Origin of the sequence: uncultured Veillonella sp. (assembly GCF_934230905.1) — a bacterium.
Taxonomy (GTDB): Bacteria; Bacillota; Negativicutes; order Veillonellales; family Veillonellaceae; genus Veillonella.
Window position 1 is genome coordinate 34002 of record NZ_CAKQFJ010000008.1, and the last position, 20169, is coordinate 54170.

The 20169-nt window shown below is 38.3% G+C and carries 16 protein-coding genes; all 16 read left to right on the forward strand.

Annotation, left to right across the window (positions count from 1 at the left end; translation table 11 throughout):
* The 16 genes from Q0E20_RS03225 to carA all read left to right on the forward strand — a co-directional run bounded on the left by Q0E20_RS03225 (window position 1) and on the right by carA (window position 20169).
* The gene (locus tag Q0E20_RS03225) at window positions 1–1092 is read left to right on the forward strand and encodes an LptF/LptG family permease (protein ID WP_295996228.1); all 1092 of its coding nucleotides are present in this window, start codon (window positions 1–3) and stop codon (window positions 1090–1092) included.
* A 47-nt stretch (window positions 1093–1139) separates the two neighbouring features.
* Window positions 1140–2348: a DUF3084 domain-containing protein gene (locus tag Q0E20_RS03230; RefSeq protein WP_295996231.1), complete on the forward strand. Its 1209-nt coding sequence runs from the start codon at window positions 1140–1142 to the stop codon at window positions 2346–2348.
* Between the two features lie 96 nt (window positions 2349–2444).
* Window positions 2445–2966 carry a hypothetical protein gene (locus tag Q0E20_RS03235; protein WP_295996233.1) on the forward strand — a complete coding sequence of 174 codons (522 nt, stop codon included), beginning with the start codon at window positions 2445–2447 and terminating at the stop codon, window positions 2964–2966.
* Window positions 2959–3828: a YitT family protein gene (locus Q0E20_RS03240; protein WP_295996237.1), complete on the forward strand. Its 870-nt coding sequence runs from the start codon at window positions 2959–2961 to the stop codon at window positions 3826–3828. Before Q0E20_RS03235 ends, Q0E20_RS03240 begins: the two co-directional genes overlap by 8 nt.
* A 10-nt stretch (window positions 3829–3838) precedes the next feature.
* Window positions 3839–4411 (forward strand): signal peptidase I, encoded by a 573-nt coding sequence (gene lepB, locus Q0E20_RS03245; RefSeq protein WP_295996241.1) that lies wholly within the window; start codon window positions 3839–3841, stop codon window positions 4409–4411.
* Window positions 4412–4665: 254 nt separating this feature from the next.
* Window positions 4666–5937 (forward strand): S-layer homology domain-containing protein, encoded by a 1272-nt coding sequence (locus tag Q0E20_RS03250; protein ID WP_295996244.1) that lies wholly within the window; start codon window positions 4666–4668, stop codon window positions 5935–5937.
* Between the two features lie 462 nt (window positions 5938–6399).
* Window positions 6400–7662, forward strand: coding sequence for an S-layer homology domain-containing protein (locus tag Q0E20_RS03255; protein WP_295996246.1), 1263 nt, complete (start codon window positions 6400–6402; stop codon window positions 7660–7662).
* Window positions 7663–8222: 560 nt separating this feature from the next.
* On the forward strand, window positions 8223–9515 hold the full coding sequence (locus Q0E20_RS03260) for an S-layer homology domain-containing protein (RefSeq protein ID WP_295996249.1): 1293 nt from the start codon (window positions 8223–8225) through the stop codon (window positions 9513–9515).
* 107 nt (window positions 9516–9622) lie between these two features.
* Window positions 9623–10435 (forward strand): Cof-type HAD-IIB family hydrolase, encoded by an 813-nt coding sequence (locus Q0E20_RS03265; RefSeq protein ID WP_295996252.1) that lies wholly within the window; start codon window positions 9623–9625, stop codon window positions 10433–10435.
* 11 nt (window positions 10436–10446) lie between these two features.
* Window positions 10447–11358 (forward strand): RNase adapter RapZ, encoded by a 912-nt coding sequence (gene rapZ / locus Q0E20_RS03270; protein ID WP_295996253.1) that lies wholly within the window; start codon window positions 10447–10449, stop codon window positions 11356–11358.
* Between the two features lie 10 nt (window positions 11359–11368).
* On the forward strand, window positions 11369–12718 hold the full coding sequence (yvcK, locus tag Q0E20_RS03275) for a gluconeogenesis factor YvcK family protein (RefSeq protein WP_295996256.1): 1350 nt from the start codon (window positions 11369–11371) through the stop codon (window positions 12716–12718).
* 12 nt (window positions 12719–12730) lie between these two features.
* Window positions 12731–13678 (forward strand): DNA-binding protein WhiA, encoded by a 948-nt coding sequence (whiA, locus tag Q0E20_RS03280; protein WP_295996259.1) that lies wholly within the window; start codon window positions 12731–12733, stop codon window positions 13676–13678.
* Window positions 13679–13682: 4 nt separating this feature from the next.
* A complete protein-coding gene (locus tag Q0E20_RS03285; protein ID WP_295996261.1) occupies window positions 13683–16592 on the forward strand; it encodes an ATPase in 2910 nt (969 codons plus the stop codon).
* Window positions 16593–16881: 289 nt separating this feature from the next.
* Complete coding sequence (locus tag Q0E20_RS03290; protein WP_005377928.1) at window positions 16882–17832, forward strand: aspartate carbamoyltransferase catalytic subunit; 951 nt, start codon at window positions 16882–16884, stop codon at window positions 17830–17832.
* Entirely contained in the window at window positions 17816–19102 is a 1287-nt protein-coding gene (locus Q0E20_RS03295) for a dihydroorotase (RefSeq protein ID WP_295996264.1), read from the forward strand. Before Q0E20_RS03290 ends, Q0E20_RS03295 begins: the two co-directional genes overlap by 17 nt.
* Complete coding sequence (gene carA / locus Q0E20_RS03300) at window positions 19102–20169, forward strand: glutamine-hydrolyzing carbamoyl-phosphate synthase small subunit (RefSeq protein WP_295996268.1); 1068 nt, start codon at window positions 19102–19104, stop codon at window positions 20167–20169. Before Q0E20_RS03295 ends, carA begins: the two co-directional genes overlap by 1 nt.

The following is a 20169-nucleotide window of genomic DNA, read 5'->3' on the forward strand; positions in this document are numbered from 1 at the left end:
ATGCGCTTATTAGATAAATATATTTTAAAAGCTTTTGTAGGTCCGTTCCTATTTGGGGTGTTTGCTTTTACTAGCATTTTTGTTGGTACAGGTACCCTATTTCGTATTGCTCAATATATAACAGAATATGGAGCCCCATTATTGCTCGTTATGAAAGCTTTCTTTTTAGCGATGCCAAGTATTATTTTATTGACATTTCCTATGTCTGTATTGCTTGGTTCTTTGATGGCTTTTAGTAGACTTAGTAGTACTAGTGAAATTGTAGTTATGCGAGCTGGTGGTCTTAATTTCTTACGCTTAGCAATGCCTGTATATATCTTAGCATTACTTATATCTATTGGTGCTGTGGCATTTAATGAATTTGTTGTACCTCGTACAAATAATATGTATCAAACCATTGTGCGCGAAGAGATTATGAAGAATGCAACGCCACAAACTCAAAACCATATCGTATTAAAATCTATGAATGGTGATAATCTTAGCACATTGATGTATGCAAAACACTATGATAGTGAAAGCAAACAATTAAGTATGATTACAGTCCAACAGTTTAACGATAAGGGGGAGTTACAGCAAGTAGAAAATGCTGAGTCTGCCGAGTGGAATGGTCAAGTATGGGTAATGCATAGCGGTATTATTTATGATGTCTCTGCTGGTGAAGGTGTAGAACGGACAATGCGTTTTAAAGAACAAGTATTGCCAATTAAATCTACGCCTAATGAAGTACAACAAGATCAACGTAAGCCAGAGGAATTAACGATTAAGGAATTACGTCATCAAATTAAGGCTTATAAAGCTGCATATACCAATTCTAATAAATTAGAAATGGAAATGTATCAACGTTTTACTATTCCTTTAGCCAGTTTTGTGTTTGCCTTGGTTGGAGCGCCATTAGGATTGCAAAAACAACGCTCTAGTTCGTCTATTGGCTTTGGTATCAGTATTTTGATTATTTTTATTTACTATGGAGTCATGACCTTTGCTGGTGCACTCGGTAAGGGTGGTGCATTACCAACATGGATGGCTGCAATGATTCCGGATACATTAGGAATTATTGCCGGTTTATATTTAAATTGGCGTGTATCACGATAATGGATATATGTTAGTAGGTTAGAATATATTATGAAAGGAGGGACATCATGCTTGTAGGGTTAAAGATTCTTGTTATTATCGCTATTATGGGCGGGCTTATTGCCTATATGGGGGATAAATTAGGAACAAAAGTTGGTAAGCGTAGAATGTCCCTTTTTGGCTTGCGTCCTAAACATACATCTATTATCGTAACGATTGTAACAGGTTTACTTGTTGCGGCTGCAACGGTTGGTGTTCTTACTATTACGTCGCAAAGTGTACGCACTGCATTATTTGGAATGGATCAGTTACGGTCTGATATGAATCGTTTAACTGCAGAAGTATCAGCTAAAAATGCCGAATTAGAACGAGGAAAAGTTTTGTTAGAAGCTAATAAAAAAGAACTAGCTGATCGGATGGCAGAAATAGAAGCTATTCGTAAAGAAGTTGAGCAAAGTCGTCAAGAATTAGCTGATGCGGAGGCTGCAAAAGTTGCTACAGAGGCAGAATTAACTGCATTACAAGCTTCATATGATAAGGCTTCTAAAAAATTAGCCGATTTAGAAGCTACACGTGCTAGTATGGAAAAACATATAGCTGCTTTACAAAAAACACAAGAGGAATTGAAAAGTGGTATTATTCATCTTAGAGAAGGTACGATTTTATTCCAAGTAGATCAACTTTTAGCTCAAGCAGTAGTGCGTAATGGTTTATCCCATAATGAGGCACGTGATGCAGTACATAATATTGTAGATGACACGAATAAGCTTGTTCTTCGACGATTAGGCGTAGAAGATCATGGTGAATCTGTTGTCTACGTAGATCGTCAAAATATAGAAGTCGCTATTTCTAAAATTGAAGAATCCAAAACACCTATGGTTATCCAAGTAGTAGCGGCTGGTAATATAATTTCCGGTGAACCTGCTGTTGCAACTATTCAGGTATATCCACAGCAATTTGTTTATAAGTCCGGTGATGTTATTTCGACTGCTGTTATAGATGGTGGTAGTGATGCACAGGTAAACATGATTCGTTTCTTAAAACAAGTTAACGAACAAGCAAAATCAAAAGGTGTTATACCAGATTCTTTGTCTGGCGATGTTGGGACCATACCTGGTGATGAATTATTTTCAGCAATTCGTCGTATTAGTATGTTACATGGTAAGGTATATGTAGAGGCTTATGCAGATGAGGATACCTATTCATCTGGTCCTGTACATATTAAATTGCGGATTACACAGATCACTGATGCAGGTAAACTTATAAAATTAAATTAGTTTCTATATGAATGGCCTATGTATTAAGATTTAATACATAGGTCTTTTATTTTGTGATAAAATATAACTATTGTATTGAGGAATGAGGAATATAGTATGAATGATATAATCTATATAGCTGCTGTCGATCCAGGGAATGAAAAGACAGGCCTTGCTATTCTTTCACAAGTAGGTGAGTTAATATATCGCACTATTGTAGAAACTAAGACATTTAATAGTTCGTTTGAAAATGTATTAAGCACATATCGTGGCATTGAACATATTGTATGTGGCAATGGCACTAATCATAGGCATTTATATCCATCTATTCAACAAATTGGTCGTAATCACAAGATTACAACAAGTCTAATTGATGAATCTCATAGTACTGAAGAGGCCAGAAAATTATATTGGGAATATAATCCACCTACAGGTTGGCGTAAATTTGTACCAAAAGGCATGCAGTTTCCGCCAGAGCCAGTAGATGATTTAACAGCTTATATTATTGGTAGGCGATATACTCAACAATTGGAAGTCAATTCTACTACTATTCAAAATGAAGTTGGTGAAGAATCATTAGAAGCTAAACGTTTAGCGGCTATAAAAAAACTATATAATGAAGGAGATACGCATGAGTGATGTTGAAAAAAGAATACATTGGTCTAGTATATTGATACGATGTATTTGGATGATTGTAGGTGCCTTGATTTATACAGTAGGGTTAGACCTGTTTCTAGTGCCTAATAATATTATCGATGGTGGTGTAGTTGGTATTTCCTTAATGGCTGCAGAACTCTCAGGTGTATCCTTTAGTTTGTTTGTCGTTTTAATTAACATTCCTTTTTTGTATATAGGATATCGTATTAACGGCAAGGTATTTACTATATCTACATTATTCTCGATTATTTGGATGGCTATTTTTTCATCTTTTGCGCACGATTTTGCACCAGTTACAACGAATCCTTTTTTAGGTGCTATTTTTGGAGGCATTATACTTGGAATTGGCGTTGGTCTTATTATACGTAATGGAGGATGCCTAGATGGCTCTGAAATTGTAGCCATTATTTTTGATAAGCGAACAACTTTTTCTGTAGGTGAAATTGTAATGGCTATGAATTTAGTTATTCTAGGGGCTGCTGGATTTGTGTACAGTTGGGATAGTGCTATGTATTCACTAGTAGCTTATTTTATAGCTTATAAAATGATTGATATTACAATTACAGGCCTTGAAGAATCTAAGGGGGTAATGATTATTACTGATGCAGATAATTCTGAAAAAATTGCTGATGCTTTAAATGCAAATCTAAATAGAGGTGTTACTATATTATATGGTGAAGGTGGTTATTTAAAAACACCGAAACATGCTTTATATTCAGTCGTAACGCGTTTGGAAATTACGCGTTTGAAGGACACTGTTTATGATGTCGATCCATCAGCGTTTATAACAATTCAAGATGTACACGATGTATTTGGTGGACGTTTTACTAAGAGTGGACATTAAGGGGGCTCTAATGAATAATAAATTTGTAAAAGAAATATTGGATTGGATCTATGCAATTGTTTTGGCACTAGTTATTGCCATGGTAATTCATATTTTTATTGTACAACCAACACGTGTATCGGGTGAATCTATGGAAGATACATTACATAATGGACAATATTTAATTGTTACAAAGTGGCAACATATTATGCGTGATATGCCTGACTATGGTCAGATTGTCATTATCGATAGTCGTGTGAATCGTGAACGCACATGGACAGATGATGTGAAAGAGCCTTTGATGAATTATGTGAGTGTAGTTGATAAATCTGCTCAAACAAATGATGTATGGGTAAAACGAGTGATTGGTAGACCTGGCGATACGTTGGAATTTAAAGATGGTCATGTATGGCGTAATGGTCAAGAACTACAAGAACCTTATACCAAAGATCCTACAATGAACTATAGTCGTTCTACACCTGTTGTAGTACCTGAAGGTCATGTATTTGTAATGGGGGATAATCGAAATCATTCTAGCGATAGTCGATTCATTGGACCTGTACCTGTAGATCATGTACTAGGTTTTGTAGAGTATGCCCTATAATAGATAATAGAATATATAAAAATCTAAGGACTTAAGTGTTACAGCTCAATACTATAATGCTTTATATGAGAACGTATATTACTAAATTGTAATGTACGTTCTTTTTTATATATCTGATGAAGTATTATATTGCTTGCAATCTATCTCTTTCATACATATAAATATAAATGATTTATATAATCAATATCATTTACAATGATATTGAAAACTGATATCATATCTGTGTTATGTGAATTTTTTTTAGAGAGGTTTAGATGATGAATAAGAAAAATCTATCTTTAGCAGTTGCCGCATTATCTGTTGTAGGTGTAACGACAGCTTTTGCAGCCAATCCTTTTTCTGATGTAACACCTGATAGCTGGGCCTATCAATCTGTATCACAATTGGCTAGTGCCGGTATCATTAACGGATATCCAGATGGTACTTTCAAAGGCCAAAAGGATATTACTCGCTTTGAGATGGCTCAAATGGTTGCTAAGGCGATGGCAAATCAAGATCGTGCTAATGCAGAGCAACAAGCGATGATTAATCGTTTGGCCGATGAATTTTCTAATGAATTGTCAAATTTTGGTGTTCGTGTATCTGCCTTAGAGGACCGCGTAGGAAATGTTAAGTTCTCCGGTGATACTCGTATTAACTATGTTGAAAAAGAAGGCATAGATAATCTAGATTCCGAAGGTAAATTTACCGCTCGTGTGCGTTTAAATATGGATGCTAAAGTTAATAAGAATACATCTGTAAAAGCGCGATTAACTTCAGGGTCTATTGAACTTGGTGATGCAGCTAAAGATCATACTATGTCCTTTGATTTAGCCTATGTAGAACACAAATTTGGCAAAAATCATATGGTAGATATTGGTCGCTATACACAAAGCTTTGGTGATGGTTTAATCTATTCTAGTAACTTTGATGGTATTGGGTATAGAACACAAGTAGGAAAGGTAAATGTTAATGCTGCTTACGGTTACCCAACACTAGGTCGCTTTAGTAAGGCCTCTAAAGAAAATAATACCGAAATGGCGCTTATTAACCTTAGTGCACCAGTAAATAAACACTTAAATGTAGGTGGTATGTTTGCTCATGTAGGTACTACTAACGTCAAAATGGGCAATGGTAAGACTACTAATGATTTTAATAATGTATATGGTTTTAATGCACAATATAATATTGGTAAATTTGCCACTAATGCTGAATGGGTAACCGCAACAGGTCTTAGCAATAGTGATGTTTGGAATGTGGGCGTAAAATGGGGCGACTACAAAATCACTAAGAAAAACTCCTGGCGTGTAGCGCTTGATTACTACAACCAAGAAAAGAATGCTCCTGTATTCAAAACACAAAAATATGAAGGTAATGACTTATATGGTAAGTCTCGCTATGAAGGCTATAAAGCATGGCAGCTTAGTGCGTCCTATGCACCAGAGAAAAATGTAGGCATTACAACATATTATGGCTTCCATGCTAAAACACAAGAAGGCCATAAGGTAAATGATTACTATCGTGCAGACTTGTTATTTAAATTCTAATTAATATCTATGAAATAAGATCTATCAGAGATGATAGATCTTATTTTTGTTATAACTAATTAATTGTAATTACATTTATTAGTTATACATATTAATTGAGATGGTAAAAGATGTTAAAATACATTGTTTTATACGTAAATAAAATGAAATTTTATAAAATTTAATTTTGATAAATGCAGATAGATACTGCTTTTATTGTATAAAATTATTTCATGAAAGAAATTTCATAATATTTAATTGTGTAAGATGCTTTACAAATTTGTTGACCAGATGTATATTGACATCACAGAAAGACAACACACCAAGTTGTGGTAATAAATAAGAATAGAAGAAGAGGAAACGTGGATACTCTACACGATGTTCTTATATAAAGCATAACTAGATGTATAGTCTTCTGATAATATAAATTTTTTTCTAAATTTGTTAGTCAAAAAAGACTATGTCAGAAAGAAGGAATCTATTATGAAAAAACAATTCGCAGCAGTATTTGCAGCAACAGCACTTTTAGGTGTAACTAGCGCATTCGCAGCTAACCCATTTTCCGATGTAACTCCTGATTCTTGGGCATACCAAGCTGTATCTCAATTAGCACAAGCTGGCATCGTTAATGGTTACCCAGATGGTACTTTCAAAGGCCAAAACGATATCACTCGTTACGAAATGGCTCAAATGGTAGCTAAAGCAATGGCTAACCAAGATAAAGCTAATGCAGAACAACAAGCAATGATTAATCGTTTGGCTGATGAATTCTCCAACGAATTGAACAACTTGGGCGTACGCGTTTCCAAATTGGAAGACCGTGTAGGTAATGTAAAAGTAACTGGTGATGCTCGTATCCGTTACCAAGGTTCTGAAGATAAAGGTGTTTATAAAGATGGCAGTAAATCTTTAACTGATGGCCGTGCTCGCGTTCAATTCAATGCAAAAGTAAATGATAAAACTGATGCAGTAGTTCGTGTTAAAGGTGGTTATGAATTTGGTGATGCCTCCAATGGTACAACTGCTAAAATTGACCGTGCATATGTAGACCACAGATTTGGTCATAACGTATCCGCAAAAGCTGGTCGTTTTAATCAAACAATTGGTGGCGGTTTAATGTATGATGATACATTTGATGGTGCTCAATTAAACGTTGGTAATGATAAAGTTCAAGTACAAGGTGCTTATGGTTATATGATGGAAGGTGCTGCAGAAGGTCAAGCAAAATCTGATAATCCATCTGTATCCTATGTAGGTTTGAAAGGTAAAGTTGGTAAAGAATCCTCTGTAGGTGGTTTCTACTCCAGATTGTCTAGTGGCAATTTAAAACATAATGGTGTAGCAACTCCTAATGACCATCAAAACGTATACGGCTTCAATGCAGATCTTCATAAAGATAAAGTATGGGTTGGCGGTGAATGGTTAAAATCTGCTGATGTAGCTAATTCTCAAGCTTGGACAGCAGGCGTAGGCTATGGTAACTACGACATTGCTAAAAAAGGTACTTGGGATGTGAAAGGTCAATACTTCAACCAAAAAGCTAATGCACCAATCGTAAGCTCTACTTGGGATCAAGCATATGACTTAACTAATACAAATAATGGTTATAAAGGTTATGTAGCAACAGTTGATTACGCTGTTCAAGATAACGTAGGCTTAAGTGCTGGTTATGGTTTTAATTCCAAAGACCAAAGCGGTAAAGATTTATCCGATTTCTATCGTGCAGAACTTAACTACAAATTCTAATTAGTAGTTGATAATTACACTATTATAAAAACCATCTCTTAATAACATATAATAGTATATATAAAGGAGTCCTTTTTAAAGGGCTCCTTTTTGTATGCAAAAATTATAAAATGCAATATATAGTATGAGTATAAAATGACACAATTATTTAGTTTTATAAATTGTTTTTAATAAAATAAATCATATTAATAAGTATATATTTATAATATTTATGAGAATAAATATCGTTAACAAGAAAAACAAATAAATTTGTATAAATTTTTGAATTTTTTTAGTTCAAAAAAAAGCAGATAAAATCTAGTTTGACACAAAATTAAAAAAATAAAATTTTTAAAATGAGAATGTAACTGAGAAAAAAGGGTTTACACCAAAAATACTTCGTGCTAATATCATGGCAACAAGAAGCGGTGAGCAAAACATACTGAAATCTTGATGAAGAATTATGGCGAGGAAACGTGGATACTCCCAAGAGAATTCTAAATCTTGAAATTAGAATGAATTGTGAATCGTAACTTGAACAACAATTTTATTCTTATTTTTCAGAAAGAAGGAATTCAACTATGAAAAAACAATTCGCAGCAATCTTTGCAGCAACAGCAGTTTTGGGTGTAACTACTGCATTTGCAGCTAACCCATTCTCCGATGTAACTCCTGATTCTTGGGCATACCAAGCAGTTTCTCAATTAGCAGCTGCTGGTATCGTTAACGGTTATCCAGATGGTACTTTCAAAGGCCAAAACGATATCACTCGTTACGAAATGGCTCAAATGGTAGCTAAAGCTATGGCTAACCAAGACCGCGCTAACGCTGAACAACAAGCTATGATTAACCGTTTGGCTGATGAATTCTCCAACGAATTGAACAACTTGGGCGTTCGTGTAGCTCGCTTGGAAGACCGCGTTGGTAACGTAAAAGTTACTGGTGATGTTCGTCTTCGTTACCAAGATGGTTCTGATAAAGGTGCTAACAGAAGCTTTACAAATACTAATAGCAATAAACCAGGCGCATCTCAATTTGATGCTCGTGCACGTGTACAATTCAATGCAAAAGTTAACGACCGCACTGATGCTGTAGTTCGTTTGACTTCTGGTAGCTTTGAACTTGGTAATGCTACTGATGGTGGCAATACAACGGCAAAAATCGATCGTGCTTATGTAAACCACAAATTTGGCGAACGCGTATCTGCTAAAGCAGGTCGTTTTGGTCAAACAATCGGTGCTGGTTTAGCATTTGATGGTACTTTTGATGGTGCTCAATTTAACGCTGGTAACGATAAAGTTAACTTCCAAGCAGCTTATGGTTATGCAGTATCTGGTCTTGTTAAAGGTAATGCTAAAGCAGTAAACCCTGAACTTGCTATTGTAAACTTGAATGGTAAAGTTGGCAAACATGCTAATGTAGGCGGTTTCTATACTCGTGTAAACGGTGAAGACTTTAAAACTTCTGCTACAGCGACTCCAGCTAGTAAAGCTTACAAAAATATCTATGGTTTCAACACAGACATTAACTTCGACAAAGTTTGGGTTGGTGGCGAATGGTTGAAAGCTTCCAACGTTGACAAATCTCAAGCTTGGACTGCAGGCGTTGGTTATGGTAACTACAACCAAGCTAAACAAGGTACTTGGGACGTAAAAGCTCAATATTTCAATCAAAAAGAAAATGCTCCTATCGTTGATTCCACTTGGAACCAATACTACGGTGCAAACTCCAAAGGTTGGTTGGCATCTGTTGACTATGCATTGCAAAATAATGTTGGCTTATCCGCTTACTACGGTTTCGACTGGAAACAAACTCAAAACAACGGTAAAGATCTTGGTGACTTCTACCGTGCAGACCTTAACTACAAATTCTAATTTGATAGTTACAAATATAAAAGGGACTCCTTCGGGAGTCTCTTTTTTTGTACCCCTTATAAATGGTATAATAAATAAATACAGTAATTATACAAGGAGGTCTATTCATGAATCCTTCTTTTTCACATATTCAGATGGTGGCTATTGATTGTGATGAAACATTGTTGCGTAGTGATAATACGGTGTCAAAGTATACTAAGGATGTATTGCATCGATTACAAGATAAAGGCGTTCGTATCACTATTGCAACGGGGCGTATGTACCAAACGGCGAAGCCTGTTGGTATGTCATTGCAGCTTGGTAATGTGCCGATGATATTATTTTCCGGAGGTCTCATCCAAGAATTAGAATCAGGTCGTAAGCTATTTGAACGGACTGTGCCATTAGATACAGTACAACGGATTTGGAAAATAGCAAGTCAATATGGTTGGCATATTCAATCTTATGTAGATGATCATCTATTGTGTCATCATCAGGATTGGCAATCGAATTTATATGAACGTCAAACGGGGGCTAAAGCTGAATTTTTAAGCGATTCGTTGTATGAACTTTCACAAGAGCCGAATAAATTAATTGCTATAGATACTGTTAAAAACATAGATTCTATCATTGATACATTGGCGCCCATTGTAGGCGATACGGCTACGTTAGTGCGGAGCCAACAGGATTTTTTAGAAATCATTGCACCTCATGTATCCAAGGGCGATGCGTTATATCAGTTAGCACAGCAATATGGAATTGGCCTAGAGCATATCGTATCCTTTGGTAATGCAGAAAATGATATTTCTATGTTGTCTAAAACTGGTTATGCAGTAGCTGTTGAAAATGCTGTAGATCATGTTAAGTCTGTAGCTCATGAAGTATGTGCTCACCACAATGATGATGGTGTAGCTCAGTGGATTGAAAAACATTTATTATAATGGAGTAAGGTATGGAAGCATTTCGTTTATTAATTGTTACTGGTATGTCTGGGGCGGGAAAAACTCAGGTCTTACAAGCATTAGAGGATATGGGATACCTTTGTGTTGATAATATTCCACCTGTATTAATTCCTAAGTTAAGTGAAATTTGTCGACAAGGTGGCGACCGCACTAATCGGGTAGCTCTTGTTGTAGATATTCGTGGTGGTGAATTTTTTGAGGCTCTATCTGCATCCTTGGAGAATTTAAAAGAGATGAAGGTAGACTATGAAATCGTATTTATGGATGCGAGTGATGAAACATTGATTCGTCGTTATAAAGAATCTCGACGTAGTCATCCATTGGCTCCAAGCGGGCGCATTACAACAGGTCTAAAAAAAGAACGTCAAATTTTAGATTCTGTACGGCATAAAGCAGATTACATTATTGATACAACAGATATGAAAACAGCATCTCTTAAGGACTACTTGAAAAAACGATTTACTCAAGTGGCTGATAAACATGGTATGTCTGTAACTGTTGTGAGTTTTGGATTTAAATATGGGTTACCTTTAGATGCTGATATGATATGGGATGTTCGTTTTTTGCCTAATCCATTCTATATTCCAGAATACCGTCATAAAACAGGGCGTGTACAGGTGGTTAATGACTATATTCACTCTTTTGATGTAACGGATGAATTTAAAAAACACTATTTTAATACTATGGATTTTCTTGTACCAAATTATGAGAAAGAAGGCAAGGCCCAATTTATTGTAGCTGTTGGTTGTACGGGTGGTATGCATCGTTCTGTTGCAATGGCAGAGGCTTTGTATGCTCATTTATTAGAAAAAGGTTATCGAGCAACTGTTGAACATCGTGATATGATGAAAAATACTGTTGAAGAAGATTTTAATCCACATCAAGCAGGTCTAGGGAACTAAAGGGGTTTATATGTTACGAAAACGTTGGTTTCGGTGGTTGATTCCGGGCCTTAATATTAAACGTTGGCTTGCTCTCTATAGTTTAGGGATAGGCTTATTAATTATAGGTATTTCACTATTATTTAATTATCAATGGTTATCGTATATAGAAGATATTGTTCTTGCGTATTCATATTTTCTAACAGGCTATTATAATTATAATGTATTAATCTTAGTAGGTGCTGTGTTAATAGGTATAGCGGCCATATTGATTTTACTTGGCACGAGCAAGGTAATTAAAACAATTATTCGTGCAGTATTGCCTGATCCATCTAGCAAAGTATCGGATATTATTTTTCAAAATATTCGACTTGATAAAGGTCCTAAAATTGTTGTTATAGGTGGTGGGACTGGTTTATCCAATCTGTTGCGCGGCTTGAAAGCTCATACCTCTAATTTGTCAGCTATCGTAACTGTAGCTGATGATGGCGGTTCTTCTGGTCGCCTGCGTGAAGATTTTAAAATGATAGCACCTGGTGATTTACGTAACTGTCTTGTAGCACTGGCTGAGCAAGAAGGGGTCATGGAAAACTTATTCCGGTATCGTTTTGAAGGGAATAATGAGCTTTCTGGGCATAGTTTTGGGAATCTTTTTATTACTGCTTTAGCTCAGGTATATAATGGTGATGTAGAAGAAGCTCTTGAAGCAGCTAGTAAATTGTTGCGTGTTCGAGGTCGTGTTATTCCATCATCTACTGAATTTATTCAGCTTAGTGCCGAATTGGTAGATGGTACTATTGTTGATGGTGAAAGTAACATACCACACTCAGGGCAAAGAGTTAAACGAGTATTTAGTACACCAGAACATCCAAAACCTGAAGGTGCCGCATTACAAGCTATTGATGAAGCAGATGTTATTATTTTAGGACCAGGTAGTCTTTATACAAGTATTATTCCTAATTTATTGACGGATAAAATTGCTGATCATGTTCGTGCTAGTAAGGCGAATAAAATTTATATAGCTAATGTAATGACGCAACCAGGTGAAACATCAGGCTACACATTGGCCGATCATGTACAGGCTATTATCGATCATAGTGGGATAGGTATCATCGATACTGTTCTTGCTAATGATGGTCCTTTACCAATTCAGATGGTAGAACAGTATAGTGCCGTTGGTTCAGAGCCGATGGTAATTGATTCAAAACGATTGCAAGATATGGGGATTCGTACGGTTAGAGCAACATTGATTAGTCAAGACAAACCGGCTATTCATGACCCAGAACGCTTAGGTAAGGTTCTTATGGATATTATTTATGCTATGAAATCAGATATGGAACCACGCGTATTAGAGTATTATCTGCGTCGTGCGGATCATTAGAAAGGAAAATCTATGTCTTTTGCAGAAGATGTGAAAAATGAATTATGTGCCTATGAGCCTGAAACGGATACCGATGTGGCCATGAAGATTGAAGCATCCTGCTTATTGCGCATGGGTGGTTCCTTGCTACTCGGTATGAATGGAGCTATCGGTATACGACTAGCCACTGCTAATAATGCGGTGGCTAGACGTTTGCTAGGCATACTAAAAAAACAATATGAATTGCCGACACATGTTATGGTACGGCAAGGTTTGAATTTGCGGAAAAAGAATATGTATACACTGACGGTTGATCCATCTCAAGAAGGGCGTCAAGCCTTAGAGGATTTAGCGTTGTGGCCTGTTACCGAGCAATTGCCGAGGAAGTGGTTACACTCGATGGAGGCGCGACGTGCCTTTTTGCGTGGTGCTTTTTTAGGAGGCGGATCCGTTAATAAACCGCAAAGTGATTATCATCTTGAGTTTATGACGGGCAATGAAGCTTTCGCACGAGAGATTGTATATGTATTAAAATTATTTCACATTCATGCAGGTCTGACAGAGCGTAAAGAGGAATACGTGGTGTACCTCAAAGAAGGCGATGCGGTAACCAATTGTTTACAGGTTATGGGTGCCCAATCGGCGTTGATGGAATTTGAAAATGTACGTATTATGAAAACAGTTCGTAATCAGATCAATCGACAGGTAAATTGTGAGACTGCAAATTTACAAAAGACCGTAGATGCCGCAGTGCGTCAAGTAAAGGCTATCCGCATATTAGATGAATATGTTGGGATTGATTCGTTACCTGATAAGTTGAAAATTGTAGCTAGATTGCGTTGGGATAACCCTGAGGCGAGTTTAAAAGAATTAGAAGAAATGATGAATGGTACCTTAACAAAATCTGGTATTGGACATCGTTTGAAAAAGTTAGAAACATTAGCCCTTACGTATGATCCTATGGGGCTAGAAGAGGTTTAATATTATGTTATTTAAGAAAACATATAAGCTAGCAACTATGTTAGCAGTTATGGGGGCATTGACAGGTCATGCAGCAAGCGATATAGATTTGAACTCCATAGGATATTTTTCGTTTACTCCATTACCAACGGAATTACAAGCACAGAAAGATACATTGATTTTATCCGATAGTCCTGAATATGTGGGACCTGTAGGTGGTGTTTTAAGTGCAGGTAGCATTAATGGAAAAGGGCGTATTTACTTTTATCATGTAAATGAAATGTCAGAACCACACAAGATTGCTATTATATTGGAGAATACTGGCAATGAACCGAATGGAATTGCTGTATTTCGAGAGTTGAAATCAGTTGCAACATCTGATTATTTTGCAGCTGGACGTGATTTGTCGAGAAAAGAATTAGAACAACCGTTATCTGATAAACCATTATATTCCTTTGTAATGCCACCAAAGAGTCGGCAATTAGTATTTACTGATTTGGAACATTCACCTATTCCAAAAGATGCTCTTTTTACTGGTATTGTGGATTTACAATCTAGTGCACCGGTATTTGCACGGGTTATGATGATTCCTATGAATCTGAACTCGATTGAGTCTTCGTATTGGGTAAATAATTTGCCTATCGACCATGTGCGATTGCGCGGCACATTTACTGGTGCTGAGCGTGAAATGGCAGTAACAAAAGAATATAACACTACATTAGGTGGCGCTTATGTAGAACTTGGGAATGATCGAGAAGATCGTTTTGTGGAAGGTGTGGATGAGCTTGATAATAAAGCGTATGTAAAAGACGCAGGAAATTATGGTATTTCCTATACCGTTAAAATTCCTACAAGCGGTGAAGACCCTTTCCGTCTCTATTTCAATCCTTTAGGCGGTGGCTATTCTGGTTCCTTTACTGTAAAAGCGCAACGTCGTTGGCAAAAAGCACCTAGTGAAAGTATGACATATCATATCGGTGGTGATGATGGACTGATGGCATTGGGGCATAACACCGTATTAGATTCTCGCTATATGGGGAATTATTATGGTGGTGATACATTGACCATTGAGTTTATGCCAGCTGGTGCTTCGAATTTACCAGTTCGTTTTTTATTGATTCCAGAAGCATTAGCCAATCCACAATATGCTCGCGTATTGGCTACTAATGAAGCTGGTCAGCGAGCGTTGGAAGCAGAAGCGCAGAAAGAGGCAGCAGAAGCAGCTAAAAAAGTTGCAATTGAAGAAAAAACAGTTGCTGTGAAAACCCAAAAAGAAGAACAAGCTCATCAATTAGCAGAGCAAGCTAAATTAGCGGCCGAAAAAGCGGCAGCAATTCATAAGGCCGCACAAGCTCGACAAGCTGAACTTGATAAACGTGATGCAGAAGAACAAGCTAAACTTAAAGCAAAAGCTGATGCAGCTGCTGAACGAGTGCGTGCTAAAGCGGAAACTGATCGTCAATTAGCAGAGCAAAAAGCTAAAGTTGAGGCTCAAAAAACAGAAGCGGCGCGCATTGCAGCAGAGCAAAAAGCTAAAGATGATGCAGCTAAAGCAGAAGCAGCACGCATGGCAGCAGAACAAAAGGCCAAGAATGATGCAGCAAGAGCAGAAGCAGCACGCATTGCGGCAGAACAAAAGGCTAAGGAAGATGCAGCAAGAGCGGAAGCAGCTCGTATTGCAGCAGCCGAAAAAGCTAAAGAAGAGGCCCGCATAGCAGCGGCTAAAGCTGAACAACAACGTATAGCTGCAGAACAAGCGGCTCGTGAAAAGGCTGAACGTGAGCAAGCTGCTCGAGAAGCAGCAGAGCAAAAAGCTCGTGAATATGCAGCGAAATTAGAGGCACAACGTTTAGAAGCGCAGCGTAAGGCTGAAGAAGAACGCATTTTGGCTGAACAACGTGCAGAAGCAGCTCGTATTGAGGCAGAGCGTAAAGTGGCAGAACAAGCGGCTAAAAATGAAGCAGAACGACAAGAAGCTGCTCGTAAAGCTGAAGTGGCTCGACAAGAAGCCGCCCGTCAGGCTGAAGAAAAACGTAAAGCTGCAGAAGCTAAAGCAGAAGCAGAGCGTATTGCAGCAGAAGCTAAACGTGCTGAAGAGGCTAGAAAAGCGGAAGCAGCCCGACAAGAGGCTATGCGTAAGGCTGAAATTGCTCGTCAAGAAGCGGCCCGTAAAGCCGAAGAAGAGCGCTTAGCAGCGATTGCTAAAGCTCAAGAAGAGGCACGCAAAGCAGAGGAAGCACGCCAACGGGAAGAAGCACGTAGGGCAGAAGCAGCACGTCAAGCTGAGGCAAATAGATTGGCAGAGATTGCTAAAGCTGAAGAAGCCGCTCGAAAGGCCGAAGAACAACGTGTTGCAGAGGAAGCAAAACGTGTAGAAGAAGCGCGTAAAGCAGAAGAGGCACGCCGTGCAGAAGCGGCTCGTAAGGCTGAGGCTGCAAGAATTGCGGAAGAAGAACGTATTGCTGCAGCTGCACGACAAGCCGAGGAGGCTCGTATCCGTGAAGAAAATCGTGCAGCAGAGGCTGCTCGTAAAGCTGAGCGTGAACGGATTGTGAAGGAACAAGCGGAAGCGGCTAGAAAAGCTGAAGAAGCTCGTCAATTGGCAGAAAAACGGTACCGTGAATATGAAATTGCTCAAGAACAAGCCAAAGAAGCGCGCCGTCGTGCTGATATTCAACGGGAAGCTCAGAAAAAGGCAGCTCAACGGGCTGAAGAAATCCGTTTAGCTGCACAACGACAAATTATTGCTAAGCGAAATGCAGAAATTGCACGTCAAAAATTGGCAGAAGAACGTGAAGCAGCACGTATTGCCGCACAAGGTGGCAAACGTCGTAGCTTTGCTGAGTTAGATGATGTTAATACATCTGTTGATCAAGATGAAGATAGTACACAAAATGCAGTATCTATTGATCAGTTGACAAGAAAACAACAGTAAAAGAATCGATGGATTCCCATAATAAATCGGGTGCCTCTTGGGGTATCCGATTTGTGTTTCTTCATGGGAATTACATTGACTTTCACAAGTAATTTCAGTACAATGAATAGAGATAAGTGCAATATACAGTACGAGATGCTGTAGCATTACAAAATCCCTTTTAAATTGGTCCAGAGAGGCTAAAAAAGGACATATAGTTGAAGTGCCCTCAAGGGCTTCTTTGTGTAGACTATCCGACCTTTTGCCTTGGGCAGAAGGTCTTTTTTGTTATATAAGATAGGAGGCAATCATGGGACAAGTGAGTTTGCATGGCAAACATTTGTTAGGGTTACAACATGCTACACCAGAAGAGATTAAATTGATTCTTGATGTAGCTAAAAAGATGAAGAAGGTTGTTTTGTCTGATGACAAAAAAATCCCTTACTTGAAAGGTAAGGCGATTATCAATCTATTCATGGAACCTAGTACACGTACGCGTAGTTCCTTTGAACTAGCAGGTAAATATTTAGGGGCAGATGTAATCAATATTACACCAAGTGGTTCCTCTATGGGGAAGGGTGAAAGCTTCCGTGATACATTATTGACATTGTCCTATATGGGAACGGATGCTATCGTAATGCGCAGTAGTGCAGAAGGGGCTCCTTTATATGCGACAAAAGCTGTTGATCCTATCATTATTAATGCTGGCGATGGTGCCCATGAACATCCAACACAAGCATTGCTCGATATGTTCTCCATCATTGAACGTAAAGGTTCACTAGAAGGCAAAAAGGTTGTTATCGTAGGTGATATTATGCATAGCCGTGTAGCTCGCTCTGATGTCTACGGCCTTACTAAAATGGGGGCTGACGTTCATTTAGCAGGTCCTCGTACCATGCTGTATCCTGAACTTGAAAAAATGGGTGTTACCATTCATCACGATGTGCGTGAAGCTGTAAAAGATGCAGATGTTGTCAATGTACTTCGCATTCAATTAGAACGCATTCACTCTGCTCTATATCCAACAAATCGCGAATATGCGCGTATTTTTGGTATCAATAAAGATGTATTAAGCCTAGCAAAAGATGATGTTATGGTCATGCATCCAGGCCCAATGAACCGTGGCCTTGAAATTTCCCCAGATGTAGCCTACTGGGATCAATCCGTAATTCAAGAACAAGTACGCAATGGTGTATCCGTTCGTATGGCTGTATTGTACTTAACAATTCATGGAGGTGACGGTAGTGAGCTTGCTTATTAAAAATGGTACGGTAGTCAATCCGGCAAAACAACAACATGAAGTAGCAGACGTTCTCGTGAAAGATGGTAAAATTGCAGCCATCGGTCAAAATTTAAGTGCAGACGGTGCTGAAGTATATGATGCAACAGGACTTATTGTAGCACCGGGTCTTATCGATATTCATACACATTTGCGCGAACCAGGCCAAGAAGCAAAAGAAGACTTTTATTCTGGTACACAAGCGGCAGCTGCTGGTGGTTTTACACGTGTTGTGACTATGGCGAATACAACACCAGTAGTAGATAATGCAGCTCTTGTAAGAGGTTTGAAAAAACAAGCGGAACTTACTGGCGTAGTAAAAGTAGAATTCATCGGTGCTGTATCTAAGAACCTTGAAGGAAAAGAACTTGCTGAATTAGGTGATATGGCTGAAGCAGGCGTTGTAGCTTACTCAGATGATGGCCATTATGTTGAAAGTGCTGCTTTTATGCGTCGTGCGTTAGAATATTCTTCCATGTTCAATAAAATGGTTATCGACCATGCAGAAGATATTAGTTTGACTAAAAATGGTCACATGCATGAAGGCTTTGTATCTTATGAAATGGGTGTTATCGGTCGTCCCGCTGTAGCTGAAGACTTGGCTGTAGCCCGTGATATTTTATTAGCGGAAATGACAGGTGGTCATATCCATATTGCTCACGTAAGTAGTAAAAATACAGTTGATATGGTACGCCGTGCAAAGGCTAAAGGGGTTAATGTGACTTGTGAAGTAACAAGCCAACATCTATCCTTTACTGACGAATATTTGCGCGAATATAATCCGGCTTTTAAAATGGCACCACCAATTCGTTCTGAGGATCATCGTCAAGCATTGCTAGAAGGTTTAAAAGATGGCACCATTGATGCTATCATTACCGACCATGCACCACATGCATTCGAAGAAAAAGACCACGAATTTTGCTGTGCTCCAAATGGTTTTAGCGGTCTTGAAACATCCTTGGCTGGCGTTATTACAAATGCCTATGGTTCAGATAAACTTAGTATTGACCAAGTGGTGTATTACATGAGTACTCGCCCAGCTGAGTTGTTGCATTTAGATGCAGGTGTTTTAGAAGTTGGTAAAACAGCGGATATTACAGTATTCTCTACTACAGAACAATGGACTGTAGATAGAAATAAATTTTATACAAAAGGTAAAGTTAGCCCATTTGATGGCATGACTGTTACTGGCAAAGCAAAGCTTACCGTTGTAGACGGTAACATCGTTATGAAGGAGGGCGTGGTCCTATAATGAAAGGCAAATTAGTTCTGGAAGATGGTTCCGTATTTGAAGGTTCCCTATTAGGCGGCGCTCCTACTGTGGGCGAGGTTGTGTTTAATACAGGCATGACTGGCTATCAAGAAATTTTAACTGACCCATCCTATGCGGATCAAATTATTACATTAACATATCCATTGGTTGGTAACTATGGCACATTAAATGCTATTACACAAGGGCCTAAACCATACTGTAAAGGCTTTATCGTGGGTGAACTATGTGATTTTCCATCCAATTGGCAAAACGAAGGTTTGTTCAGCGAATACTTACGTTTGCACGGCATTCCTTGCCTCTATGATGTAGATACGCGTGCTATTACCCGTACTATTCGTAACCATGGTGTTATGAAAGGTGTACTTGTGCGCGCTGATTATCCGATGGAGGATATTCAAAAATTATTTAAACAAGAATTGCCAACAGACCAAGTTATGCGCGTCACTACAAAATGGCAAGGCATGCGTGGCGATAAAAATGCAGAATTCCATGTGGCTGTAATGGATTATGGTGTAAAAGAAAATATTCTTCGATCCTTAGAGGTTGCTGGTTGCCGTTTAACTGTATTCCCAGCAGATTCTAAAGCAGAAGATGTACTTGCTGTTAATCCTGATGGTATTTTCTTGTCCAATGGCCCTGGAGACCCTCAAGATTTAGGTTATGCAGTAGAAGAAGTGAAGAAAATGTTTGGTAAGAAACCAATCTTTGGTATCTGCATGGGTCACCAAGTATTGGCACAAGCTTATGGTGGTACTACATTTAAATTAAAATTTGGTCATCGTGGTTCTAACCATCCTGTACAAGACCTTCGTACCGGCCGTGTATATATTACATCTCAAAACCATGGTTTTGCTGTAGATGATACATCTTTACCTGATTGTATTGAAATCACACATCGCAGTGTGAACGATGGTACTGTAGAAGGTATGCGCCATAAAGAATTACCAATCTTCTCCGTACAATACCACCCAGAAGCGTCTCCTGGACCTACTGATAACCTATATTTGTTTGATGAATTTGAAGATATGATGAGAAAGGGAAAATAA